Raw genomic sequence first — 24,033 nt, 5'->3', positions numbered from 1 at the left:
CGGGGCCGCCCGGCTCCCGCCTCCCGGTGCTGCTCCGGCGGGTGCGGCGGCTCATCGCTCGTCCCCGATGCGGGCGCGGCGCCAGGCGGCGGTGCGCAGCAGGCGCAGGCCGTTGAGGCCGACGATGACGGTGGAGCCCTCGTGACCGGCGACTCCCAGCGGCAGCGGCAGGTGTCCGGCCAGATCCCAGACGACCAGGCCGGTGATGAACACCGCGGCGATGACGAGGTTCTGCACGACCAGGCGGCGGGTGCGGCGTGAGAGCGCCACGACGGCGGGGATGGCGGCCAGTTCGTCGCGGACCACGACGGCGTCGGCGGTCTCCAGCGCCAGGTCGGAGCCGGCCCGGCCCATCGCGATGCCGGTGTGGGCGGCGGCCAGTGCGGGCGCGTCGTTGACGCCGTCGCCGACCATCAGCACCCTGCGCCCGGCCGCCTGCAGCTCCCGAACGGCGGTGACCTTGTCCTGCGGTAGCAGCCCGGCGCGCACGTCGGTGATGCCGACCTCCGCGGCGAGCCGGTGTGCGGCGCGCGGGTTGTCACCGGTGAGCAACACCGGAGCGGTGCCGGCCAGCGCGGTGAGAGCGGCGACGGTGCCGGCGGCGTCCGGGCGTGGCCGGTCGGCGATGCCGAGCACCCCCACCGGCTCTGCGTCCCGGGTGACCAGGACCGCGGTGCGGCCCTCGGTCTCCAGGGCGGTCACGGCGCCGGCGGCGTCGGCGGCGCGCGGCCCGGCCAGGCCGTACAGCAGCCGGGCCGGGGCGCCGACCGCGATCTTCGCTCCGCCGAGCGTGGCGCTCACCCCCAGACCGGGGGTGGAGGTGAAGCCGGTGACGACGGCGACGTCCACGCCGCGAGCGCGGGCGGCCTCGACGACCGCGCGGCCCAGCGCGTGCTCGCTGGGATGCTCGGCGGCCGCCGCCAGGGCCAGCACGTCCTCGGCGTCCAGTCCGGAGCCGGCCAGGGTGCGGATGTCGGTGAGGCGGGGGGCGCCCCGGGTGAGGGTGCCGGTCTTGTCCAGCGCCACCGCGTCGACCTGTCCGAGGCGCTCCATGACCACGGCGGACTTGACCAGCACGCCGTGGCGTCCGGCGTTGGCGATCGCCGACAGCAGCGGCGGCATGGTGGCCAGCACCACCGCGCACGGCGAAGCGACGATCATGAACGTCATCGCCCGCAGCAGGGTCGGCCGCACGTCGGCGCCGAACAGTAGCGGCAGCACGAACAGGGCCAGGGTGATGGCGACCATGCCGGCCGAGTAGCGCTGTTCGATCTTCTCGATGAACAGCTGGGTGGGGGCCTTGGTCGCGGAGGCCTCCTCGACCATGGCCACGATCCGGGCGATCACCGACTCGGAGGCGTCCCGTGCGACCCTCACGCGCAGCGCGCCGGTGCCGTTCAGGGTTCCGGCGAACACCTCGTCCCCGGCCTGTTTGGCGACGGGAAGGGGTTCGCCGGTGACGGTGGCCTGGTCGACCTCGCTCGCCCCCTCCAGCACGCGGCCGTCGGCGCCGATCCGCTCCCCGGGCCGGATCTGGATCACATCACCGACCGACAACCGCTCGGTGGGCACCGTCTCCTCGGTGCCGTCGCCGGTCAGCCGGGTGGCGGTGTCGGGGGCCAGATCGAGCAGGCCGCGTACCGAGTCGGCGGTGCGGGCGGTGGCGACGGCCTCCAGGGCGCCGGAGGTGGCGAAGATGACGATCAAAAGGGCGCCGTCCAGGACCTGTCCGATCGCGGCCGCCCCGAGCGCGGCGACCACCATCAGCAGGTCCACGTCCAGGGTCTTGTCCTTCAACGCCTTCAAGCCCGCCCAGCCCGGCTCCCAGCCTCCGCAGACGTAGGTGAGTGCGTACAGCGGGCCCCAGACCCACGCGGAGGCGCCGAGCAGCTGCGGTGGCAGCGCGACCAGGAACGACACCAGAGCGGCTGCCGCCCAGCGGGCCTCGGGCAGCGCGAAGACCCGGCTGCGGCGTCCGGAGGTGAGCGCGTCACGGACGGTGCCGGCGGGCGGGGCCGGACGGGTGAGGGTGGAAGACACAGCGGCGATCCTTGTGCGTGAGTGCGTGCGGGTCAGGTCGGGCCGACCCCCTCACCATACAGGAACACATGAACACTCTTTCATGCATATATGCGGTCGGTATCCTGGAGTCATGGGCCATCGAGTCGTCACTCCCGCCGATAACGCCGTGCCGCGCACCCGTCTGGATGCGGGCAACGCCCCGAAGGTCGCCGCCACGCTGCAGGCATTGGCCACTCCATCCCGGCTGCTGATCCTCGCCCGGCTACGCGAGGGTCCGCTGCCGACCACCGAGCTGGCCACCGAGGTGGGCATGGAGCAGTCCGCCTGCTCCCACCAGCTTCGGCTGCTGCGTAACCTCGGCCTGGTCGTCGGCGAACGTCAGGGCCGCTCGGTGGTGTACTCGCTGTACGACCACCACGTCGCCGAACTGCTGGACCAGGCTCTCTATCACGTCGAACACCTACGGCTCGGCCTGTCCGACACCCCGGCCGAGCTGCTCGCACGAGCAGAGGAGGAGCAGGAGGAGGTCGCCGCGCGCTGAACGCGGGCGGACGGGCGCGAGCGGCGGGCGGGCGTGAGCGGCGGGCGGGTCAGTCGTGTGCCGGACGGGTCAGTCGTGTGCCGGGCGAGTGCGACGGGCCGTTAAGGCGACCGGCAAGAGGATCGTTACCACGGCGAGCGTGGCATAACCCCAGGTCAGTGTGGCGGCGACGGCGACGGCCGCGACCAGCAGCGGCCCGCCCGCGTCACCGAGTTCGCGGCCGAGCTCGGCCGCCCCCATGGTCTGGCCCAGCCGCTCCGGCGGGGCCATGGAGGCGAGGGCGGCGAAGCCGAGCGGGGTGACCAGGCCGGTGCCGACGCCGATCAGGGCGGCGGCCAGGAGCACGCCGGGCAGGCCCGGCAGTATCGCTGCGGCCAGCCCGCACGCGGCCAGGAACAGCCCGGCGACCAGTCCGGTGCGGACGGTGAGACGCCCGGCGTCCAGGGCGCGCCCTGCCCACGGCTGGGTGAGCGCGGCGCACAGGGCGAGCACCGAGACGGCGGCACCGGTGACCAGTGGCGACAGTCCGGCCACTGCCCCGGAAAGAGGCAGGAACCCGACCCCGACCGACAGCGCGGCGGTGGTGGCGGCCAGCGCGGCGACCGGACGCAGGAAGGCGCCGTCGGTCAGGCGGCGGGCCAGCTCGACGACGGTCTGGCGGGTCTTGGGCAGAGGCGGTACGGCGGGCACCGCGAGCGCGGCCCAGATGGCGACCGCCGCTGCGAGGACGGCCAGAACCGCCAGCAGCAGGCTCAGGCCACCGGCCCAGACCAGAACACCGCCCATCAGGGGGCCGGCGGTGTAGCCGACGCTCTTGTAAAAACCATAGGAGCCGAACGCGCGGCCATGCCCGGTCGCCGGGATGAGGCGGGCGACCAGGGCGGAGGCCGCCGGGGAGAACGCCGAGGCCGCCGCCCCCTGGCCGAGGCGGGCGGCCCACAGCCAACCCGGATCGCGCACCACGACGAACAGGAAGGAGGCGGCGGCGAAGGCGGCCAGCCCGCCCAGCAGTACCGGGCGGGCACCGACGCGGTCGGCCAGCGACCCGAAGAACGGTTTGAGGACGACCTCGGCCCCGTCGTACAGGGCGAGGAGCACCCCGAGGTACAGCACCGAACGGGTCAGCTCCGCACCACCCTGGCCGAGGTTGGCGGCGATGCCGTGCGCGCCGAAGGCCGTGGTGAAGCCCGCCGCGTACAGCGGCCACATCCGGTACGCCGACGCGGCGGGGATGGAGTCCTGCCCATGGGCCTGCGGCGCGGTCACGACGGGCCGCCCACGCCGCCGGCGCCGAGGGCGTGCGTCAACTCGGCGACGGTAGCCGACAGCCGGGTCATGCGCTCCCCCGATCCGTGCCGGCGGCGACAGCATCGGCGGGACGCCTGGCACGCGAACCGATTTCCCGCGCATCAGCTTAGGCCAACGTCCAAGCCGTCCCAAAGCTCGTACGCGAAGGCGGGGCGAGGGCCGGCCTCAGACGGTGATGACGACCTTGCCCCGGGTGTGGCCCTCACTCACATATCCGACGGCGTCGGGGACCTCGGCCAGCGTGTACGTTCTGCCGATGACCGGCGTGACCTGACCGGTCTCGATCAACTCCGTCAGGAATCGGAGGTCCTCCTCGCGCTGCGTCGACAACAGCATGAGCAGCTTGTGACCCACGAACGGCGACAGCAGCATCGCCCGGAGCTGGCGGTCCACGCTGCCGATCCACCGCCCGCCTCCCTCACCGCCCATGACGACGAGGGTCCCGCGGGGTGTGAGGACCCGCCGCAGGCGGGACAACGAGCGGTTGCCCGCGATGTCGAGGATCAGGTCGTAGCGGGACGGCCGGTCGGTGAAGTCCTCGCGCGTGTAGTCGATGACGTGGTCGGCGCCGATCGAGCGGACCAGGTCCGTCTTGTCCGCACCGCACACGCCGGTGACCTCCGCGCCGAACGCCTTGGCCAGCTGCACCGCGAACGTGCCCACCCCGCCTCCGGCCCCGATGACCAGCACCTTCTGTCCCCGTTGGACCGCCCCCCGGTCGCGAAGGCCCTGCAGGGCCGTCAGCGCGGACACCGGTACGGCCGCCGCCTGCTCGAAGGTGAGGGCGGCGGGCTTGGGCACGAACCTGTCCTGCCGGCCGCGGGCGTACTCGGCGAAGGCGCCCTCACAGGTGCCGAACACCTCATCCCCCGGCCGGAAGCGGGTGACATCGCGCCCGACCGCCTCCACACGCCCCGCCACCTCCATGCCGCGCACCCGGACCTTGGGCGTGCGCAGCCCGTAGCCGAACAGGCGAAGCAGGTACGGCCGGCCCGTCATGAGGTGGACGACGCCCGCGTCGACGCCGGCCGCGTGCACCCGGACGAGCACGTCGTCGTCCCCGGCCACCGGCGGGTCGATGTCTCTGAGCCGCAGCACGTCGGCCGGGCCGTAGGTGTCCTGGACGATCGCCTTCACGAGATCTCCTCCGCGCTGTCGGGGTACTGGAACACGTCGTCGAGCGGGACGCCGAACACCCGCGCGATCAGGAAGGCCATCTCCAGCGACGGCGAGTAGCGGCCCTGCTCGATGGCGATGACGGTCTGGCGGGTCACGCCGACGCGGTCGGCGAGCTCCGCCTGGGTCATCTCCCCATGGGCGAAGCGGAGGGACCGGATCGAGTTGGTGACCTTGGTCGGCTTCACCACGGCCAGAAGCCCCGGCGATAGGCGACGATCTTCGCGATGGAACCGAGGATCGAGGATAGGACGAAGGCCAGGTAGAGCACGTTCGCGATCCAGAACTGGTCCGCCTCGGCCATCGCCAGGCCGCAGGCCGCTACGCCGCCGACGACGACGAACGACTGGCCGGCGTGCTCGCCGAACCGGTTGATCTCCCGGTCCCGCTGGTCCTTCTTGCCGGCGTCCTGGGGTGCGAGAGCCGACACCAGGATGCGGAGCACGATCGAGGCGAGGATCGCGGCGCCGATGGTCCACAGCATCGTCGGCACGTAGGGCACCTCGGCGAGCGGGGTGGGACCCGTCCTCCCGAGAAGGAGGGTGAGGTACGTCGCGTAGGCGACGGTCGTGACCACCGCCATGATCCACGCGAGCTTCTCTTCGAATGGCATGCCACGAATGTAAAGCAGAGGAGACATCGTGTCTATATTTCTTTACATCGGATCGCGACCCGGGCGCCGCGCGTTCATCCGGTGCCGGCCACGGCATCGGCCCGGTCCAGGCCGCGCCCGCAGCGCCGGCATCCGCCGCTCCTGCGCAGGCGGTAGGCGAGGGCCGCGGCGGCCAGAGCCGCTCCCCAGAGCGGCCAGAAGGTCTCCGGGAGCCAGGCGCCCCATTCGGCCAAGGCGAAACGGCCGGCGACGGTCCAGCGGACGTAGGTCAGGCCCGCGACCGTGATGATGATCGCGACGAAGCCGGCCGGGATGACGGCGAGGAGCGGAGGGACACGCCTGCCGCGCAGGCCGGGGATCCAGCGGGGGAAAACCTCACCCCAGTGCTGGATCAGCCCCAGTGTGAGCAGGCCGCCGCAGGCACCGAACGTCGCCAGGTACGCACCGGCCAGCCAGATGCCCGGGGTGTCTTTCGCGCCCTCGTCGAGAAACTCCCGGCTCACTCCGAGCGGAATGCCGAGGGCCCAGCTCCATCGGGTCGCGCAGTAGACCAGCGGTACGGCGATGGCGACGTAGACGGCCACCCGCCCCCAACGAGCCGCCATCGCCGGGAGGGTCCATCCGTCACGATCGGTGCGTCCACAGGTGCCGCAGGCGTCGTGACGGCGGCGCCGGCGGTCCAGCGCCGCGGCGGCCAGCAGCAACCCGCCGAGAACGCACAACAGCTGGTTGCACACCGGCCACGGCCAGGCATCGGCCACGGTGGTCCCCCCCAGATCCAGGTCGAAGAGGGGCGCCACCAGCAGCAGCGGGGTGTAGGCCACCCCCATCATCAGACGGGAGTCGGGGATCACGAGGATGAGCAGCACAGCCATGGGCCAGGCGAGAAACCGCAGCACCCGGCCCAACGGGCCGTGTCCGTTCGGCCGGAGCAGGGCCAGCGCGGTGAGCATGCTCAGCACGCCGAAGGCGGCGATCCACCAACCGCCGGGGTCCGGGGCGGCACCGGCGAGGACGGACAGCACCCTGTCGGGATCGGGGTCGGACCTGCCCCAGGGGAAGCCGGGCGCGCCGAACACCCATGACAGACCGAGCGCGCCGTAGCCGAGCGACCACAGAGCCGCCGCATGGCCCGGCCAGGCCGGCCGGCGGGCAGGCGGGGATGGGGAGGTGATCGTTGTCATACGGCCAGCGTCGTGCCCCGGGTAGGTGATCTGCCATGTGCCGTTCGGCAGGTCTTGGCGATTTTCACCCCTTTTGCCCATGCCGTATGGCAGGCGCGGCGGGGTTGTCCCTTGCGTATCGTCGACCCGGTGAACCTTCGTGGGCATATCCGGGTGATCACCGTTTCTTGCGTGATCGTGGCCGGAATCGGCGGTTCGTCCGTCTTCGGGGCGGCGGCCATGGCGTCGGTGACGACGGCGGTGGTCGCCCTGGTCTGGGTGACCGGCCGGCCGCGAACGCGGACGCGCCCGGCCGCGGTGACCGGCGCGGCCGCGGTGGTCTCCCTCTCGGTCACCCTGGCTCACCTGATGGGGCTGCCCCTCGTCCAGGAGGTCGGCATGTGGGGAATGGTGGAGAGCGCGGCGCTCATGCTGCTGGTCGCGCTGACCGTCCGGTGGTCGCCGGTACCGCAGGCGGCGGTCACCGGTGCGCTCGCGGGCTCCGCCTCGGCTGTTTGGCTGCTGCGGTTCTTCACGCCTTCGTCCCTGCTGGAAGGGGTGGGAGCCTGCGCGTTCTGGTCGATCGGAGCGCTGGTCACGGCCGGTGCGGGAGCGTACCTGCGTTCCCTGGACACCGGACGGGCCCGAGCGGTGGCCGACAGCCGCACCGCTGTGCGGCTGCAGGTGGCCGGAGACCTGCACGACTTCGTCGCCCACGACGTCAGCGAGATGGTGGCGCAGGCGCAGGCCGGTCAGGTGGTCGGCGCCGGCGACCCGACGCAGGCGTTGCGGGCACTCGAACGGATAGAAAAGGCCGGGCTACGGGCGATGTCGGCGATGGACAGGACCGTGCTCATGCTGCACGAGGACGAGTTCGCGACGACGGCGCCGGTTCCCGGCCTGGCCGAATTGCCCGAACTCGCCGACCGGTTCTCCGCGGCGGGGCGGCCTCGGGTCCAGGTGGACATGGCCGGAGAGCTGGGCGAGCGGGTGCCCCGGGAGGCGGCCGCCACCGCGTATCGGATCGTGGTCGAAGCCCTGACCAACGTGCGCCGTCACGCTCGTGAGGCCACCCGGGTGGACATCAGCGTCAGCGCCGGACCCGCCTCGCTCCTGGTCACGGTGACGAACGACGGAGTCACCGGGTCCGCCGAGGGCGGACGCGGCGGGTTCGGCCTGCCCACCATGGCCGAACACCTCCGGTCGCTGGGAGGCGACCTGCACGCGGGAGCCGTACCGGCCGGGTGGTCGCTGACGGCTCGCATCCCTCTGACACGATGAACGCCGTGGCCACCCGTATCCTCCTCGCCGACGACCAGGAGGGCATCCGCAGTGCTTTCCGGCTCATCCTCGACGCCCAGCCTGACATGACCGTCGTCGCAGAGGCCGCCGACGGCGTCACCGCCATCGACACCGCCCGCCGCCTACGCCCCGACATCGTTCTCGCCGACATCAGGATGCCGCTCGCCGACGGCATCGAGGTCACCCGTGTCCTGGCCGGAGCCGGCATCCGCGTGGTGGTCGTCACGACGTTCGGGCTGGAAGAGTACGTGCACGCCGCGCTGCGCCACGGCGCGGCCGGCTTCGTGCTCAAACGTTCCGGACCCGCCCTGCTCGTCGAGGCCGTACGGGCAGCGATGAGCGGCGACATGCTGATCAGCCCGCAGCTCACGATGGGGCTCCTCCGCCAGACCCGCGCCGCGCAGAACACCGGGGAGGTCTGCGCGGATCCGGGGCTCACCCAGCGAGAGGACGACGTCGTTCGCCTCGTCGCGCAGGCCAAGACCAACGCCGAGATCGCCACGGAGTTGTTCCTCTCCGCCGGCACGGTCAAGAACCACATCGCCAGCATTCAGCGCAAGCTCGGCGTCCGTAACCGCGTCGGCATCGCCGCCTGGGCCTGGAGCACCGGAAGAGCACACGCCTGACCTTCAAGCCCAGGGTCGCGCGGTAGGCGCCGGAGGCTCCGGTCGAGGGGTCAGAAGGCCTTGCCCGGATTGAGGATGCCTCGGGGATCGAGCGCCCCTTTGACGGCGGAATGCACGTCGAAGGACTCCTGGGACATCTCCCGGGCGAGCCAGCCCCGCTTGAGAGTTCCCACCCCGTGCTCTCCCGTCAAGGTGCCGCCCAGTTCCAGGGCACGGACGAAGATCTCGTCGGCGGCCCGCCAGACCTCGCCGGAAATCCTCGTCGTCCCGTGCGGCAGGACGAACAGGGGGTGCAGGTTCCCGTCGCCCGCGTGGGCGACGGTGGCGATCTCGCAGTCGCGCGCCTCGGCGACGGCCTGGATGTGGCGCACCATCTCGGCCATCCGCGAGCGGGGCACGCACACGTCCTCGGTGAACGGGATGCCTCGCCGCGCCAGGGCCGGGTAGGCCAGGCGTCGCAACTCGACGAGCCGCCGCGCCTCGGTGTCGCTCTCCGACCGCATCGCCGTCTCGGCCCCGCCACGGGTGAGGATCGCGAGGGCGGTGTCGGCGGCGCTCTCCCGGTCCGGGCCGTCGAACTGGACGAGCAGCAGCGCCGCCGACCCCTCGAAGTCGAGGCGCGCGTGATCCCGCAGCGCGGCGAGGGTGTTCGCGTCGAGCAGCTCCATCAGGCTGGGATCAAGGCCGGCACGGGTGATCTCCAGCGAGGCCGACGCGGCGGCCTCGAGCAGCGGGAAGGGCGCGGCGACCGTCACCGGCACCCCCCGGGGCCGCGGCCGGAGCCGGAGCGTCGCCTCGACGATGACGCCCAGCGTTCCCTCGGAGCCGATCAGCAGGCTGGTCAGGTCGTAACCCACGACTCCCTTGACCGTGCGCCGCCCCGTCGCCAGCGTCCGGCCGTCGGCGAGCACCGCGCGCAGTCCCAGCACCCAGTCGCGCGTCACCCCGTACTTCACGCAGCGCAGGCCTCCGGCGTTGGTGGCGAGATTGCCGCCGATCGTGGAGGTCTCGTAGCTCGACGGATCGGGGGCGTACATCAGCCCGTGCCCGGCCGCCGCGCGATCCACCTCGGCCGTGACCACACCGGCCTCGACCACGCAGTACTGGTCGTCCGGGTGCATTTCGACGATCCGGTCCATGCCGGCCAAACTCACGACGAGGCAGCCGTCGACGGCGACGGCCCCGCCGGCCAGCCCGGTTCCGGCGCCCCGGGGCACGACGGGGACGCCGTGACGGTGCGCCCACCGCAGGGCGGTCCGGACGTCCTCCTCATTCTCGGCCCGCACGACGGCCAGGGGCCTGCCCGGCGAGGTGAGACAGGCCGAGTCGTAGCGGTACGCCTCGACGACGTCGCCGGCCAGCAACCGCGCACCCAGCTCGCAGCGGAGTTCCTCGACGATTTCGGTCACGCGACCGGATATGGGAGACACAGCGACTCCAAAAAGCCGGGGACAGTACCAGAAAACAGTTTTAACCACATTTTCCGCTGAAACACACGCACCGCCGTTAACGGCCGGGAAAAACGCGTGACCGCCCCGATCGACGACGCCGCATTCGGACGGTCGATCGGCGATCACGGTTCGTCGGTCACCTAACAACTCCTCGGCTAGCGTGGTCGAGGTCGTCCCGGGCCCGCACGGAAGCCGGTCATCCGCCTGCGTGAGGACTCGACGCCGGTCGCCTCCCGTCGCGCCGCCGGACACGGCTCGCTCGCGTTTTCTCCGTGTCGGGAGACCCCGGGCCGCGCTCAGAATCATCGAGATCCGACCGAAAAAAGGAGAATCCGATGAAACACCGAATGCTCGGCGCATTAAATGTTTCCGCGATCGGTCTCGGCTGTATGGGAATGTCCCAGTCATACGGGCCACACGACGACGCGGAGTCCATGGCGACCATTCGGCGAGCGCTCGACCTGGGTGTCACCCTGCTCGACACCTCCGACATGTACGGCTACGGCAACGGCCACAACGAGGAGCTGATCGGCCGGGCGATCGCCGGCAGGCGTGACGACGCCGTCATCGCCACCAAGTTCGGCATCAAGGGCTGGACCGGGGATGGCAGCTTCGTCCTCGACTCCAGCCCGGAGTACGCGCGAAAGGCGTGCGAGGCCTCGCTCCGCAGGATCGGGGTGGACGTCATCGACCTGTACTTCCTCCACCGCCGGGATCGGAGCATCCCGATCGAGGAGATCGTCGGCGGCATGGCCGTTCTGGTCGCCGAAGGGAAGGTTCGCCACATAGGCCTGTCGGAGGTCAGCGAGGAGACCCTCCGGCGGGCGCACGCGACGCACCCCATCGCGGCGCTGGAGAGCGAGTACTCGCTGTTCGAACGGTACGTGGAGGGCGGGGTCCTGCCGGCCTGCCGGGAGCTCGGCATCGGCCTGATGGCGTTCTCCCCGCTGGGCCGCGGCGTCCTGACGGGCACCGTACGGGACCTGAACTCGCTGTCCGAGGACGACTACCGGCACAGCGATCCGCGTTACCGGGGCGAGAACCTGCTGCACAACCTCGGGCTGGTCGACCGGATCCAGCTCATCGCCGCGAAGCTCGGCATGACCCCCGCCCAGGTCGCCCTCGCCTGGGTGCTCGCCCAGGACGAGCACATCGTCCCCATCCCCGGCACCAAGCGGATCAAGTATCTGGAGGAGAACGCCGCCGCGGCGGAGGTGGAACTCACGCCCGAGCAGATCCGCCTGCTCGAGACGGCGATCCCTCCCAACGCCGTGTCCGGTGAGCGCTACCCCGAAGGGATCATGCGCACCGTCGACGCGTGAGGTCCCCGGCCTGTCAAGTTCGAGAACCAACCGGAGAGCAACATGGCCGCTGTGCACACCGGGCACGAGGAGATCGAGACCCGGACCATCCGCAGACTCGTCCGCAGGCTCATCCCCCTGATGATCCTGCTCTACTTCCTGAACTTCCTCGACCGGGTGAACATGAGCTACGCCGCGCTCGACATGAACGCGGCACTCGGACTGAGCGCGACGCAGTTCGGCCTGGCCGCCGGGATCTTCTTCATCGGATACGTGATCTTCGAGGTGCCGAGCAACATCATGTTGCACAAGCTCGGCGCCCGGATCTGGATCGCGCGGATCGCCGTCACCTGGGGCCTGTGCAGTGCCGCGATGGTGTTCGTGCAGGGGGTGGAGAGCCTCTACGTGGTCCGCGCTCTCCTGGGCATCGCCGAGGCGGGCCTCTACCCGGGTCTGCTGCTCTATGTGGCCATGTGGTTCCCCGCCCGCCAGCGCGCCTGGGTGCTGTCGATGTTCCTGCTGGGAATCCCCCTGTCATCGGTGCTCGGGGCGCCGCTGTCGACATCGATCATGCAGTACGGCGACGGCCTGTTCGGGCTCGACGGCTGGCGCCTGCTCTTCCTCGTCGAGGGGATTCCCTCCGTCCTCGTCGGCATCTGGGCGTTCTTCTGGCTCACCAGCCGGCCGCAGGAGGCCAAGTGGCTGCCCGAAGACGAGCGGAACTGGCTGATCCGGACGCTTGAGGTCGAGAACGAGGCGCCGCGCCACGAGAAGGGCGCGCTGGGCAGGGCGCTGCGCAACCCGCGGGTGCTGCTGCTCGGCCTCGTCCTCTTCGGCCAGGCGTTCGGGCTCTGGGCGCTGACCTACTTCCTCCCCCAGATGATCAAGGGTCTGGAGGGCGCCTTCGGCACGAAGTTCTCCTATCTCCAGGTCGGCCTCGTCACGGCCATCCCGTTCGCCGTGGCCTCGGTGGGCTTCGTGTTGTGGGCGCGCCACTCCGACAGGACCGGCGAACGGCGTATGCACACCGCGCTCCCGCTGGTGGTGGGGGCGGTCGCGGTGATCGCCTGCGTGCTGGCCAGCAACCCCTACATCCTCGTCGCGGGGATCGCCCTCGGTCTCACCGGGATGCTCAGCTCCACCGTCGCGTTCTGGCAGTTGCCCGGAAGGGTCATCGCCGGGACCGGGATGGCCGCCGCCGGGGCGATCGCCCTCATCAACTGCATCGGCGCGGCCAGTGGATACCTCGGCCCGCATCTGTTCGGCTGGCTGAAGGACTGGACCGGCTCGTTCAGCACCGGCCTGTTCATCGTGGCCGGATTCATGATCCTCTCCGCCGTCACGGTGCTGTTCGTCGTGCCCGCGGAGCCCGGCGTCCCGGAGCCCACCGGACTGCCGCGTCCGGCGGTCGCTCCGTGACGGGAAACATATCGATCCACAGGGAGAGAGATCTCATGCAAAGCGGAATGATGGAGTCTCCGCTCACCATTCCCGGAATGGTCACGACCCGCGCCGAGCGGCTGTTCGCGCAGAGGCCTGTGATCACCCGGTCCGGCGCCGGCGTCAGCCGGCTCACCTGGGGCGAGGTGGTCGCACGCGCCCGCCGTCTGGCCGGTGCGCTGACCGCCCTGGGAATCGGCCCGGGAGACCGGGTGGCGACGTTCGCCGGCAGCACGCACCGGCATGTGGAGGCCTACATCGCCGCCACCTCGATGGGGGCGGTGCTGCACACGATCAACGTCCACCTCACGGCCGAGCAGGTCGCCTACATCGTGGAGCACGCCGACGACTCGCTCGTCCTGTGCGAGTCCGGTCTGCTTGACACCTGGAGGAAGGCCGAACGGCGGCTCGACCGGTCACGGCCGCTCGTCGTGCTGGGCGACGAGGCCGGGGCCGCCACCGGCGGCGACCTCGACTACGAGACGTTGCTGGCCGAGGCGGAGCCGTTGAAAGCCTGGCCGGAGGTCTCCGAGAGCGCGGCGGCGCACATCAGCTACACCACCGGGACGACAGGACTTCCGAAAGGGGTGGTCTTCAGTCATCGCAGCACCGTCCTGCAGAGCTTCTGCGCCGGGATTCGCGACGCCGAGAGCCTGTCGTCGGCGGACACGCTGCTGGCGCTGGTACCCCTGTCCCTGAGCCAGGTGGGTCTGCCGTTCAGCGCGGCGATGCACGGGTGCGGCCTCCTGCTGCCCGGTGGCGATCTGTCGCCCGCGGGCGTCTGCGAGCTGATCGAGCGGGAACGGCCCACGGTGGCGGTCGGATTCGGCGCCGCTCTCACCGGGCTGCTCGACCACTGGCGACGCCTGCGGCCGGACCTGTCCTCGCTGCAGCGCATGGTGTGCGGCGGGTCGCCCGTTCCACGGGCGGTCTCGCGGGCCTTCGAGGAGGAGGTGGGCGTCCCCATCGTGCAGGTGTTCGGCATGACCGAGACCAGCGGTCACGGTAGCTTCAGCCGGCTGCCCGCCGAGGCCGGGGAGAACCCCCCGGAGGAGACTCGCGCCTACTACGCGATCTCGCAGGGAAGGCCGCTGGCCATGGTCGACATGCGGATCACCGACGACGCCGGCGGTGAGATCCCGTGGGACGGCATGTCCATGGGCGAGCTCCAGGTGCGCGGGCCGTGGGTGGCGCGGGAGTACTTCCGCGACGGAGCCGCGCCGGACAAGTTCCAGGACGGATGGTTGCGGACGGGTGACGCGGCCCGGATCGACGAGCTCGGCTACATCCGCGTGGTCGACCGGATGAAGGACCTCATCAGGTCCGCCGGCGAGCGGATCTCGACGGTGGAGCTGGAGGAGCACCTCATGGCGCACCCGGCGGTCGCCGACGCCGCCGTGGTCGGGATCCCCGACGAGGAGGCGGGCGAGCGGCCGCTCGCCTGCGTGGTGCTCCAGGGAGACGACCGCTCCGGCCAGGTGACCGCCGAGCAGATCATCACTCATCTCACCTCCCGGGTGGCGCCCTCCTGGCTGCCCAAGACGGTGACCTTCCTGCCCGAGCTGCCCAGGACCAGCATCGGAAAGATCGACAAGAAGAGCCTGCGGGACCGGTTCTCCGACGTCCGCCCCGCCTGAGACGCCCGTACATCGCAGAGTTTCCAGAGGAAAGCCAACCTTATGAACGTTCAGGACACATCCGTCAGGCCGGCCGTGACGAGCGAGGAGGTCCGCGCGCGGCTCGCCGCCCTGGGCCGGTCCCTGCCCGAGCCCTGGCAGCTTCCCAACCAGATCAAGATCGCGCCGAGTCTCATCCGGGTGCTGGGCTCGCGAGTCTTCGTCTCCGGGCACGTGCCCATCGCCGACGACGGCACGGTGGCCGGCCCCGCCGGCAAGGTCGGCTCCGAGGTCGACCTCGAGACCGCGCAGCAGTCCGCGATCCGCACCCTGCTGGGAATATTCGCCAGTCTCGAGCGGGAGCTGGGGGATCTCGGCCGGATCAGCGCCTGGTGCCGCCTGCACTGCATGGTCAACTCCGCCGACGGCTTCCTGGAGTTCCCCGCCGTGTTCAATCCCGCCTCACAGCTCCTCCTCGACGCCTTCGGCGACGAGGTGGGAGGGCACTCCCGGGTGGCCGTCGGCGTGGCCGGCCTGCCCTGGAACATGCCCGTGGAGATCGAGGCCGAGCTCGAACTCCACGATTAGGAGGAGAAAGCACGGTGGGTCACCTCCCGCGGGAGGTGACCCACCGTGTCACACCTGGGCGTCACACCTGGGCGTCACACCTCGGCGTGCGCCAGGCTGGGGGCGCGCCCGGCGAGCAGTCGCTGCCGCAGGTAGAACCACCAGGTGACGATCAGGCACAGGACGTAGAAGCCGAGGAAGGCGTACAGCGCGGGTGCCACCGACCGGGTCGAGGTCAGCGACATGGCGATGACCCGGGGGACGAAGAACCCGCCGAACGCGCCGACCGCCGAAGCGATGCCGATGGCGGCGGCGGCCTCCTGCCCGGCTCGCAGCAGGGCTCCGGCGGAGACGACTCCCCCGGCGGCCCGCTGCCTGGCACGGGCCGCGAAGACGGCGGGGATCATGCGGTAGACCGCGCCGTTACCGATGCCGCCGGCGACGAAGAGCAGGACGAACGCGCCGAGGAACAGCCCGAAGTCGCCTTCGCGCAGGGCCACCAGGACGATCGGCACCCCCGCCCCCAACGCCATGAAGGACGCCGCGGTGACGCGCCCGCCGCCCCAGCGGTCCGCCAGCCAGCCGCCCACCGGGCGGATCAGCGATCCCACGAGCGCGCCGAGGAAGACGAAGTGGCCGCCGGAGGAGCGGGGGAAGGCGATGGCGGCCAGCATCGGCAGGGCGGCGGAGTAGCCGATGAACGAGCCGAAGGTTCCCAGATAGAGCAGCGAGATCGTCCAGGTGTGGCCGCGCCGCAGCGCCCTGGCCGGTACGGCGAGACCGGAGGCCGCCACCCGGAGGTTGTCCATGAAGAGCAGCGCGACGACCGCGGCGGCGACGACGAGCGGAACCCACATGAGACCGGCCCGGACGAGATGCGCTCCGGCTCCCACCGATATGACGACGGGGATGACGGCCTGGACGGCCGCCACCCCGAGGTTGCCGCCCGCGGCGTTGATCCCCAGGGCCAGTCCTTTGCGGGACGCCGGGTAGAAGAAGGAGATGTTGGCCATCGAGGAGGCGAAGTTCCCCCCGCCGAGTCCGGCGGTCGCGGCGGCCACCACGAACATCCAGTACGGCGTGGCGGGATCGGCGGCGCACCACGCGAGCAGGCCGGCGGGCAGCAGCAGCGCCAGCGCGCTGATCACCGTCCAGTTACGGCCGCCCACCATCGGCACCGCGAAGGTGTAGGGCAGGCGCAGCAACGCGCCCACCAGGTTCGGCACGGCGACCAGCCACAGGAGCTGGTCGGCCGTGAAGCGGAAGCCCGCCGCCGGCAGGTACACCACCACGACGCTCCACAGCAGCCAGATAGAGAAGCCCAGGTGCTCGACGAGGATCGAGCAGATCAGGTTCCGCGTGGCGACGCGATGTCCCGTCCGAGCCCAGAAGGCCGGATCCTCGGGCTCCCAGTGTTCGATCCGGCGACGGAGGCCGGCCCTGCTCCGGGTGGTGGACAGCCACCGACGCATGCTCATGTTCCTCTCCTTCGACTGATGCGCGCTCGTGCGTCCCTCTCATCGCCGCGAGGCCGGCTCCTCACCGCCGTCCGACCCCGCCAGCCAGTCGGCGATGGTCGCGACCTGGTCGCGGCACCCGCCGCATCCGGTCATCGCGCGGGTCGCCGCGACCAGCGCCCCCGTGTCGCGCGCGCCCGCCCGCCACGCCTCCACCAGCCTTGCCTTGGTGACCGTGTTGCAGCGGCACACCACCGCCTGGGGTGGCAGATCCGCCGCCCCGGCCGGGGCCGGTCGCTGGGACAGCAGCCTGCCGAGCAGCAGCGTGTGGGGGGAGGCGGGAACCGGACCGGCGCGGTCGTAAAGCTGGACGATGTTCGCCACGGCGTCCGGAAGGCCCAGCAGGACGGCCCCCGCCACCCGTTCGTCGCGCAGCACGAGCTTGCCGTACCGGCCCCGGGCGGCGTCGGAGAACACCAGCGTCTCCAGGGAGGGGTCGTCGGGCTCGGTGTGCACCTCGCCCAGCGAGGCCAGCTCGACCCCGGCCGCCTTGAGCCTGGTCACGACCGGTGTCCCCCGGTAGCGCGCGCCGGAGGCGGCATCGGTGAGCAGGTCCGCGAGCACGTCCGCCTGGTCCCACGCCGACTGGACTAGGCCGGCGGGTGCGCGCGCGTACTGGGCGCAGTCCCCCAGCGCGCGGACGCGCGGATCGCTGGTGCGCAGTTCGTCGTCGACCAGCACACCGTGCTCGACCGCCAGGCCGGCGTCGGCGGCCAGGCTCGTCCGCGGCCGCGTGCCGGCGCAGATCACCAGCAGCTCCGCCGGGACGTGCTCCCCGTTGTCCAGTTTCACTCCGGTGCCGAGGACGTACGCGGTGGCCTGGGTATCGAGCCGGAGCCGGACCCCGAGGTCGGTGACGCTCCTGGCGAGGACGCGGGCGGCCGGCGGGTCGAGCTGCCGCTCCATCAGGTGCGGCCGCGGATGGATGAGCGTCACCCGCGCCCCGCGGCCGGCCAGGCCGAGCGCGGTCTCCACGCCGAGAAGCCCGCCGCCGACCACGGCGACGCTCGTGCCGGGGGAGACCGACGACGTGATGAGACGGCAGTCCTCCAGCGTGCGGAAGGCGCTCACTCCGGGGGTGAGCGAACCGTCCTCGGCGTGGACGCCCTCGATCGGGGGCGTCCACGGTTGCGCGCCCGTCGCCAGCACGAGCGCGTCGTAGCCGATCCGCGCCCCGTCCGCCAGGACGACGGCCCCGCCTTCGCGGTCGATCCGGCGGGCGGCGACGGGCAGCAGGCGGTCGACGCCGTCGGCCGGCGTCCACGCGGGATCTCGCAGCCACAGCGCGTCGGGTGGCAGCGCTCCCGCCACGACCTCCGTCAGCAGCGCCCGGTTGTAGGCGGGATACGGCTCGGCGCCGAGCACCGTCAGCGAGACCCGCTCGCCCGCCGGGTCACGGCGGCGGATCGCCTCGGCCAGCCGCCAGCCGGCCATGCCGTAACCGACCACGACGACCCGTCGCCGGCTCACCCGCCGTCCCCGTCGACGTGGTCGGCAGGGTCCAGCCGGACGGCGCAGACCTTGAACTCCGGCATCCGGCTCGTCGGGTCCAGAGCGGGGTTGGTCAGCAGATTGGCCCGTTCCGCTCCGGCGAAGTGGAACGGGAGGAAGACGACGTCCGGGCGGATGTCCGGGGTGCACCTGACCCGGCACAGCGCGGCGCCGCGCCGCGACGACACTCGGGCGCGGTCGCCGTCGGCGAGTCCGGCCCGGGCGGCCGTGTCGGGATGGACCTCGACGAAGGATTCGGGTACGGCGTCGCGGAGCTCGGCCACCCGGCGGGTCTGGGCCCCCGACTGGTAGTGCTGCAGGACCCGCCCGGTGGTGGCGTACAGGGGAAAGCGCGCGTCGGGCCTCTCCGCGGGCCCCCGGTGGTCGACGGCGGTGAAGCGAGCCCGGCCGTCGGGGTGCGCGAAGCGGTCCAGGAACATCCTCGGGGTACCGGGATGGGCGTTCGCCGTGGCGGGGCACGGCCAGTGGAGTGCCTCGTTCCCGCGCAGCCGCCCGTAGGTGATGCCCGAGTAGTCGGCGGGCCCGCCGGCCGACACGCGGCGCAGCTCCTCGAACACCTCCTCGGGGTCGGAGGGGAAGCGGCCCGCGGGCTGGCCCAGCCGTACGGCGAGTTCCCGCAGCACCGTGAGATCGCTCCTGACCTCCGGCGGAGGGTCCGCCGTCTTCCTGCGGAGCAGGACCCGGCCTTCCAGGTTGGTCATCGTGCCGTCCTCCTCGGCCCACTGCGTCACGGGCAGGACCACGTCTGCGAGGGCGACGGTCTCCGAGGGCACGAAGTCGGCGACGACGAGGAGGTCCAGAGCCTTCAGCCGGTCGGTGACGTGAGCCGCTCCGGGGGCGGACACCACGGGATTGCTGCCGAAGACGAGCAGGGCCCGGGCACCGGCCTCGGTGCCCAGCGTGTCGAGCAGTTCGTACGCCGAGCGGCCGGGGCCGGGCAACTCGCCGGGGACGACGCCCCACAGGGCGGCGACGTGGCGGCGGTCCCGCGGGTCGTCGATCCGGCGGTATCCGGGGAGCTGGTCGGCCTTCTGCCCGTGTTCCCTGCCCCCCTGCCCGTTTCCCTGCCCGGTGAGGCACCCGAAGCCGCGACCGGGCCGGCCGGGCAGGCCGAGGGCCAGCGCGAGGCCGATCCAGGCCGACACGAGATCCGTTCCGGTGCTGTGCTGCTCCGTCCCGCGCCCGGTCAGCAGGTAGGCGCGGGACGCCGAGGCCAGCAGGCGCACGGCCGCCCGCTGGTCCGCGGCGGCCACGCCGCACACCCGCTCGGCCCGTTCCGGCCACCACTGCGCGGCGACGCCCCATGCCTGCGAGAATCCCGTGGTCCGCCGCGTCACGTACTCCCTGTCGAGGAGCCCCTCGGTGACCGCCGCGTGAAGCAGGCCCAGGGCGAGGGCCATGTCCGTACCCGGCACCGGTTGCAGGTGCAGGGCGGCGCGTTCGGCGGTGGGTGTGCGCCGGGGGTCCACGACGATCAGGCCGCCGCCCTGGACGGCCCGGCGCAGGTGTCCCATGAACGGGGGCATGGTCTCGGCCACGTTCGAGCCGACCAGCATGACGGCCTGGGCTTCGGCCAGGTCGTCGAGCGGGAACGGCAGCCCCCTGTCGGCCCCGAACGCCCGGAGTCCGGCCGCCGCCGCCGATGACATGCAAAAGCGTCCGTTGTAGTCGATCTGGCTGGTGCGCAGCGCCACCCGCGCGAACTTGCCGAGCAGGTACGCCTTCTCGTTGGTGAGCCCTCCCCCGCCGAACACGGCGACGGAGTCCGCGCCGTACCGTCGCCGCAGCTCGGTCAGCCTGCCGGCGACGTGGTCCAGCGCGTGCTCCCAGCTCACCGGGCGCAGCGCGGCGCCCTTACCCGCGCGCAGCAGAGGGCGGGTCAGACGCTCCGGCGAGTCGAGGAGCTCCGGGGAGGACCAGCCCTTCTGGCAGAGTCCGCCCGGGTCCGCGTTCGTGCGCCGCGGCGTGGCGCGAACCCGACCGGGAGATCCGACGAGATTCATGCCGCACTGCAGAGCGCAGTACGGGCAGTGGGTGGCGATTGCGTCCTGAGTGTCGGCCATCTCCATCATCTCGGCTTCCTCCCGTCCGGGCGGCCTGCCTCAAAGGGCGTTGTCGGCGCGGGTGGCGATGAGGATGCGATGCATGGGCGCGTCGATGAGGCCCACACGCTTCAGCCCCGCGGAGTCGAGCCATCTGTCGTACTGGCTCAGGCGGTAGGCGTCCCCGCCGCCGGTCGCCAGCATCGAGGCCGCGAAGAGCAGCGCGAACCTGTCCTGCTGGGAGCCGGTCGGGCCGAGGTCGTCCACGATGTGGTCGGCGATGCAGACCAGCCCGCGCTCCGACAGCGAGCCCGCCGCGGTCGCGGCCAGCTTCGCCGCGCTCTCCGCCGTCTGGAGGTGGAAGATGTTGGCGAAGAAGATGAGGTCGAATCCGCCGCCCCACTCGTCGGCCCAGAAGTCGCCCACCATGCCGCTGAAACGGTCGGCCACTCCGAGACGCTGCGCCTGGGCCTCGGCCAGTTTGATGATGCGCGGCGCGTCCAGGCCGGTCGCCCGCCAGTTCTCCGACCGGCGGAGCATGAGCTGGCTGTACAGACCGCTTCCGCAGCCGACGTCGAGGATTCGTGCGGGGGCCTGCACGTCCCATCCGCTGCCTTTGAGCCAATCGTGCAGCCGGGCGACAATCGGCGGAGCCCAGAAGTTGATGCCGCGGGCCAGCGACTCGTAGTCGGTCTCGGAGATCTGGTTCGTCCGGTCGTGGCCCGTGGTGTCGTGTGAACCGTTCCGTACGGCGTCGGCCAGCTCTCGCCACGCGCGCCAGGCGACCACCCGGTCGTAGGACATCTTGCCGGTCAGGCTGTAGACCCCGTCGGGGAGAAGCGCCGGCAGCATCCGATCGGCGACCGCGTAGCGCGCGACACCGTCGGCCGGCACCACGGTCGTGACGATCTCGTAGGCGTGCAGTGCGTCCAGCAGGATGCGGGTGGCCCGCTCGTCGGTCCGCAGGGCCTTGGCCATCTCGGCGGCGCTGACCGGCCCGTTCGCCAGTTCGGTGAACAGGCCCAGGTCGTGGGCCGCTTCGATCACACCGGGGGCCCACAGGCCGATGAGATGTTCGTACAACCGGTGGGCGGCCTGGATCTCCTGGTCCTCCTGGCTCTCGCCGTCCAGCCGGGCGCGGTCGACCAGCGACTGGACTCCGCCCGCCGGTCCCGGGAGAAGCGCTCCGGGATGGTGCGGGGTCAAGGTGGTGGAGGGCTTGTGTTTCATGAGTGCTCATTCCTTCGGGCATGTGGCACGGCGGCACGTTCCTCGCGGCTCGTACGGCGGGCGCGCATGCCGGTGAAGGCATGGCGGAGCACCCGTCGCACGCCACTGGTTCGCGGCTCCGTACGGGGATATGGGCGGCCGACGCTTCGCGTCGGTGAACAGGCGTCGTGGTGGGCTGGAGTGGTGGGCTGAAAGGGATGTCGCGGTGGCACGTCGGCGCGTGGGCGCCGACGTGCCGGTTGCGGTACGGCCGCGGACTCAGCCGGCCGCGCGGGCCTCGAACCAGGTCCTGACCGAGGTGTGCGACCGCGGCAGGTGGCCGAGCCGCTCCTCGCCGTCCACCTCGATCGACCAGAGCCGGAGCCATCCGTCCTTCGCCGCGATGAAGACGTCACCGTCCTCGCGGCGCACGCTTCCCGGGGTGACGGACGCGGGGTAGCGAGACCCCACGGACTCCATCGACAGGACCACCAGGGTGTTCCCGTCCTCGGTCACGACGTACGCTCCGGGTCGCCGGTAGCCGGCGCGGACGGTGCACAGGATCGTCTCGGCGTCCTGGGTGAAGTCGAGCCAGTAGTCCTGGTCACGGGGTTTGCTGAAATAGGTTCGCCGGCTGGGATCCTGCGGGACGGTGGGCGGCGCTCCCGCGGCCAGGCGTGGGATGAGCTCGCGCAGCAGTGCCACGTTGGCCACCGTGTGCGACTCCCTTATCTCCAGCGCGGTCTCGGTCCCGCTGAGCCGGATCGGCTTGGCGGCGATCGTCGGGCCTCCGTCGATGTGGACCGTCATGGAGATGGCCGTGACGCCGCTCTCCGTCTCTCCGTTCCTGGCCATCCAGAAGAACGGCGCCCATCCGGCGTAGCTCGGCAGCGGACTCGGATGAAAGTTGATCGGCATGATGCGGGGCACAGCCAGCAGTTCGGCCTTGAGGATCTGCTGGTAGTTGCCCACGATGATGTAGTCGGGGTTCAGGGCCGCGATGGCGAAGACGGTCTCGGCGGCGTTGACGTCCGGCGGACGCAGGAGCGTGACTCCCCTCCGGCGCGCCTGGGCCTCAAGGTCGACCTGGTCCTCCTCGCCGAGGAAGTAGGGGCAGAGCCGGCCCGGCGGGCTGGTCACCACTCCCACGAGTTCGACGAGGGGGTGCTCGGCGAGGATGGACAGGAACGGGGCTCCGAGTTTGGAATTGACCTCGGACATGAGGACGACCCTGATCGGAAGGTTCACTTCTCCCACCACTTGCCCGGGACCATGCGGGCGGTCCAGTTCAGGGAGTCGAAGATCGCGTAGCCGGGCTGCACGGGCAGCGGGGCGACCCCGGGAAGTTCCATGATCTCCATGGCGAGACGCTCGACCAGGATTCCCTCCGCCATGGGCGGGCAGCCGCCGAAGATGGGCATCCGCTGCATGTCGACGAACCAGCGGTCGATCTCCTTGCGGTCCGGGTAACCCGGCATCACGGCGATGGCCCGCTCGACCAGCTTGTGGATCACCTCGGGCGTGAACTCCGCGTCCTCGGGGATGTCGTAGACCTCCTCGATCGTCATCGAGTCCTTGGTGTACTTGTACACGATGACCGTGTGACTGACCGTGGGGATCTTGAGCATGAACTTGCACCGGTCGGACTTACGGAACGCCCGATGCAGGGCGTAGCGGTTCTTGACCTGATAGAACTCCATCTGGTCCATGACATAGTCGCAACCGTCCATGAACTCTTCCGCGCTGTCGGCGTTGATCCCCTCGGGGAAGACGTCGATGTTGACGTCTCGCGTCAGGTTGTAGGCCATTTCCGCCACCACCTCGGCCTTGTTGCGGCCGATCGTGTCGAGGTCGGCGCCCATCTGCCGCTGGATGTTGGTGATGTCGAAGTCGTCGGGGTCTGCCAGCTTGAGGTTCCGGGCGCCCATGCGGACCAGTCTGAGCGCGACCGCGCCACCGATCCCGCCGGTCCCGACAATCCCGATCACCGAGTCGCGCAGCTTCTCCTGACGCTTGCGCTGCTCCTCCGGAGTGTCACCGAGCCATCCCAGATTGCGATCGACGCGCTCCCAGTACAGAGCCTCGTCGTATTCGCCGCGGTAAGTCCTGCGATCGGCCATGACGTTCTCCTCACGAGTGGGAATTGACTGTTCGGGGATCCGCACCCCGCGTTCCTGGGGCGGGGATTTCCAAGGCCGCAGAAAGCTTAACTACTCGACCGTTAGGCCACCGCCTAATTGTTGGCGAAACCGGCCGAACAGGCCATCCGGCATATAAATGTTTAGCCTCGCGAGATCAGGGGATCCGCGGACATCGCAAAAACACGGAGAGTACGCGAACATAACGGTACTGTAAATGCAAAGGACCGGCCGAAACGCTCGTTGAGGCCGACGAAAAGCGCTTCTCACCCGATCGGCCGCTCCGCGATCCCGGGAAAAGGCGTCGGCGAATCCGCGACGCGCCCCTCCGGATCGCCGGCCACGGCCGGTGATCCGGGCACGAGATCCCGGTCATCGGGGACCCACGCATGGGACCCCGAATCGTCGTGGTTCCCGGAAGCCTCGACCGAAGATCCCGGAGCCCGGCCGCCCCTCAGACGATCCGACGGCCGCCGATTATCCGTCGGG

Annotated in this window: 20 protein-coding genes; 7 read left to right on the top strand and 13 right to left on the bottom strand. The window is 71.0% G+C overall.

Annotated features, from left to right (window positions below; genetic code table 11):
* Nucleotides 1–51 precede the first annotated feature (51 nt).
* Entirely contained in the window at nt 52–2,040 is a 1,989-nt protein-coding gene (locus tag ACQPYK_RS16075) for a heavy metal translocating P-type ATPase (protein WP_433256010.1), read from the bottom strand.
* 112 nt (nt 2,041–2,152) lie between these two features.
* On the opposite strand from ACQPYK_RS16075, the gene ACQPYK_RS16070 reads away from it, so the two are divergent.
* Nucleotides 2,153–2,563 carry an ArsR/SmtB family transcription factor gene (locus ACQPYK_RS16070; RefSeq protein ID WP_433256008.1) on the top strand — a complete coding sequence of 137 codons (411 nt, stop codon included), beginning with the start codon at nt 2,153–2,155 and terminating at the stop codon, nt 2,561–2,563.
* A 69-nt stretch (nt 2,564–2,632) separates the two neighbouring features.
* Here ACQPYK_RS16070 and ACQPYK_RS16065 read toward each other — a convergent pair whose 3' ends face one another.
* From ACQPYK_RS16065 to ACQPYK_RS16045, 5 genes are all read right to left on the bottom strand, one after another.
* Nucleotides 2,633–3,829: an MFS transporter gene (locus ACQPYK_RS16065; protein ID WP_433256006.1), complete on the bottom strand. Its 1,197-nt coding sequence runs from the start codon at nt 3,827–3,829 to the stop codon at nt 2,633–2,635.
* A gap of 207 nt (nt 3,830–4,036) precedes the next feature.
* Nucleotides 4,037–5,008 (bottom strand): NAD(P)-dependent alcohol dehydrogenase, encoded by a 972-nt coding sequence (locus ACQPYK_RS16060; protein WP_433256004.1) that lies wholly within the window; start codon nt 5,006–5,008, stop codon nt 4,037–4,039.
* The gene (locus ACQPYK_RS16055) at nt 5,005–5,235 is read right to left on the bottom strand and encodes a helix-turn-helix transcriptional regulator (protein WP_433256002.1); all 231 of its coding nucleotides are present in this window, start codon (nt 5,233–5,235) and stop codon (nt 5,005–5,007) included. The genes ACQPYK_RS16060 and ACQPYK_RS16055 overlap by 4 nt, the downstream gene beginning before the upstream one ends.
* A complete protein-coding gene (locus tag ACQPYK_RS16050) occupies nt 5,232–5,660 on the bottom strand; it encodes a hypothetical protein (protein WP_433256000.1) in 429 nt (142 codons plus the stop codon). The genes ACQPYK_RS16055 and ACQPYK_RS16050 overlap by 4 nt, the downstream gene beginning before the upstream one ends.
* Nucleotides 5,661–5,734: 74 nt before the next feature.
* Nucleotides 5,735–6,844, bottom strand: coding sequence for a hypothetical protein (locus tag ACQPYK_RS16045; protein ID WP_433255998.1), 1,110 nt, complete (start codon nt 6,842–6,844; stop codon nt 5,735–5,737).
* Nucleotides 6,845–7,015: 171 nt separating this feature from the next.
* Here ACQPYK_RS16045 and ACQPYK_RS16040 point away from each other — a divergent pair, with 171 nt between their 5' ends.
* Nucleotides 7,016–8,104: a sensor histidine kinase gene (locus ACQPYK_RS16040; RefSeq protein ID WP_433255996.1), complete on the top strand. Its 1,089-nt coding sequence runs from the start codon at nt 7,016–7,018 to the stop codon at nt 8,102–8,104.
* Nucleotides 8,105–8,109: 5 nt separating this feature from the next.
* Nucleotides 8,110–8,751 (top strand): response regulator, encoded by a 642-nt coding sequence (locus ACQPYK_RS16035; protein WP_433255994.1) that lies wholly within the window; start codon nt 8,110–8,112, stop codon nt 8,749–8,751.
* A gap of 50 nt (nt 8,752–8,801) precedes the next feature.
* On the opposite strand, the gene ACQPYK_RS16030 is transcribed toward ACQPYK_RS16035, so the two are convergent.
* Nucleotides 8,802–10,160, bottom strand: a complete 1,359-nt coding sequence (locus tag ACQPYK_RS16030; protein WP_433255992.1) for an FAD-binding oxidoreductase — start codon at nt 10,158–10,160, stop codon at nt 8,802–8,804.
* Nucleotides 10,161–10,537: 377 nt separating this feature from the next.
* On the opposite strand from ACQPYK_RS16030, the gene ACQPYK_RS16025 reads away from it, so the two are divergent.
* The 4 genes from ACQPYK_RS16025 to ACQPYK_RS16010 are packed head-to-tail and all read left to right on the top strand — an operon-like array spanning nt 10,538 to nt 15,147.
* Nucleotides 10,538–11,524: an aldo/keto reductase gene (locus ACQPYK_RS16025; RefSeq protein ID WP_433255990.1), complete on the top strand. Its 987-nt coding sequence runs from the start codon at nt 10,538–10,540 to the stop codon at nt 11,522–11,524.
* Nucleotides 11,525–11,566: 42 nt separating this feature from the next.
* On the top strand, nt 11,567–12,922 hold the full coding sequence (locus tag ACQPYK_RS16020; RefSeq protein ID WP_433255988.1) for an MFS transporter: 1,356 nt from the start codon (nt 11,567–11,569) through the stop codon (nt 12,920–12,922).
* Between the two features lie 35 nt (nt 12,923–12,957).
* Nucleotides 12,958–14,580, top strand: coding sequence for a long-chain-fatty-acid--CoA ligase (locus ACQPYK_RS16015; protein WP_433255986.1), 1,623 nt, complete (start codon nt 12,958–12,960; stop codon nt 14,578–14,580).
* A gap of 42 nt (nt 14,581–14,622) precedes the next feature.
* Complete coding sequence (locus ACQPYK_RS16010; protein WP_433255984.1) at nt 14,623–15,147, top strand: RidA family protein; 525 nt, start codon at nt 14,623–14,625, stop codon at nt 15,145–15,147.
* Nucleotides 15,148–15,221: 74 nt separating this feature from the next.
* Here the strand turns inward: ACQPYK_RS16010 and ACQPYK_RS16005 are convergent, their stop codons facing one another.
* From ACQPYK_RS16005 to ACQPYK_RS15980, 6 genes are all read right to left on the bottom strand, one after another.
* Nucleotides 15,222–16,604: an MFS transporter gene (locus ACQPYK_RS16005; RefSeq protein WP_433255982.1), complete on the bottom strand. Its 1,383-nt coding sequence runs from the start codon at nt 16,602–16,604 to the stop codon at nt 15,222–15,224.
* A 39-nt stretch (nt 16,605–16,643) separates the two neighbouring features.
* Nucleotides 16,644–18,113: an FAD-dependent oxidoreductase gene (locus tag ACQPYK_RS16000; RefSeq protein WP_433255980.1), complete on the bottom strand. Its 1,470-nt coding sequence runs from the start codon at nt 18,111–18,113 to the stop codon at nt 16,644–16,646.
* Nucleotides 18,110–20,227 carry a molybdopterin oxidoreductase family protein gene (locus tag ACQPYK_RS15995; protein ID WP_433255978.1) on the bottom strand — a complete coding sequence of 706 codons (2,118 nt, stop codon included), beginning with the start codon at nt 20,225–20,227 and terminating at the stop codon, nt 18,110–18,112. The genes ACQPYK_RS16000 and ACQPYK_RS15995 overlap by 4 nt, the downstream gene beginning before the upstream one ends.
* 30 nt (nt 20,228–20,257) lie before the next feature.
* Nucleotides 20,258–21,427 (bottom strand): methyltransferase family protein, encoded by a 1,170-nt coding sequence (locus ACQPYK_RS15990; RefSeq protein ID WP_433255976.1) that lies wholly within the window; start codon nt 21,425–21,427, stop codon nt 20,258–20,260.
* 258 nt (nt 21,428–21,685) lie between these two features.
* Nucleotides 21,686–22,627, bottom strand: coding sequence for a methionyl-tRNA formyltransferase (locus ACQPYK_RS15985; RefSeq protein ID WP_433255974.1), 942 nt, complete (start codon nt 22,625–22,627; stop codon nt 21,686–21,688).
* Nucleotides 22,628–22,650: 23 nt separating this feature from the next.
* Nucleotides 22,651–23,526, bottom strand: coding sequence for a ThiF family adenylyltransferase (locus ACQPYK_RS15980; protein ID WP_433255972.1), 876 nt, complete (start codon nt 23,524–23,526; stop codon nt 22,651–22,653).
* Nucleotides 23,527–24,033: the final 507 nt, after the last annotated feature.

The sequence above is a fragment of the Streptosporangium sp. CA-135522 genome, from assembly GCF_050949235.1.
Classification (GTDB): Bacteria; Actinomycetota; Actinomycetes; order Streptosporangiales; family Streptosporangiaceae; genus Streptosporangium.
Note: the sequence above shows the minus strand (reverse complement) of the source record. Positions and strands in the feature narration are given on the sequence as shown.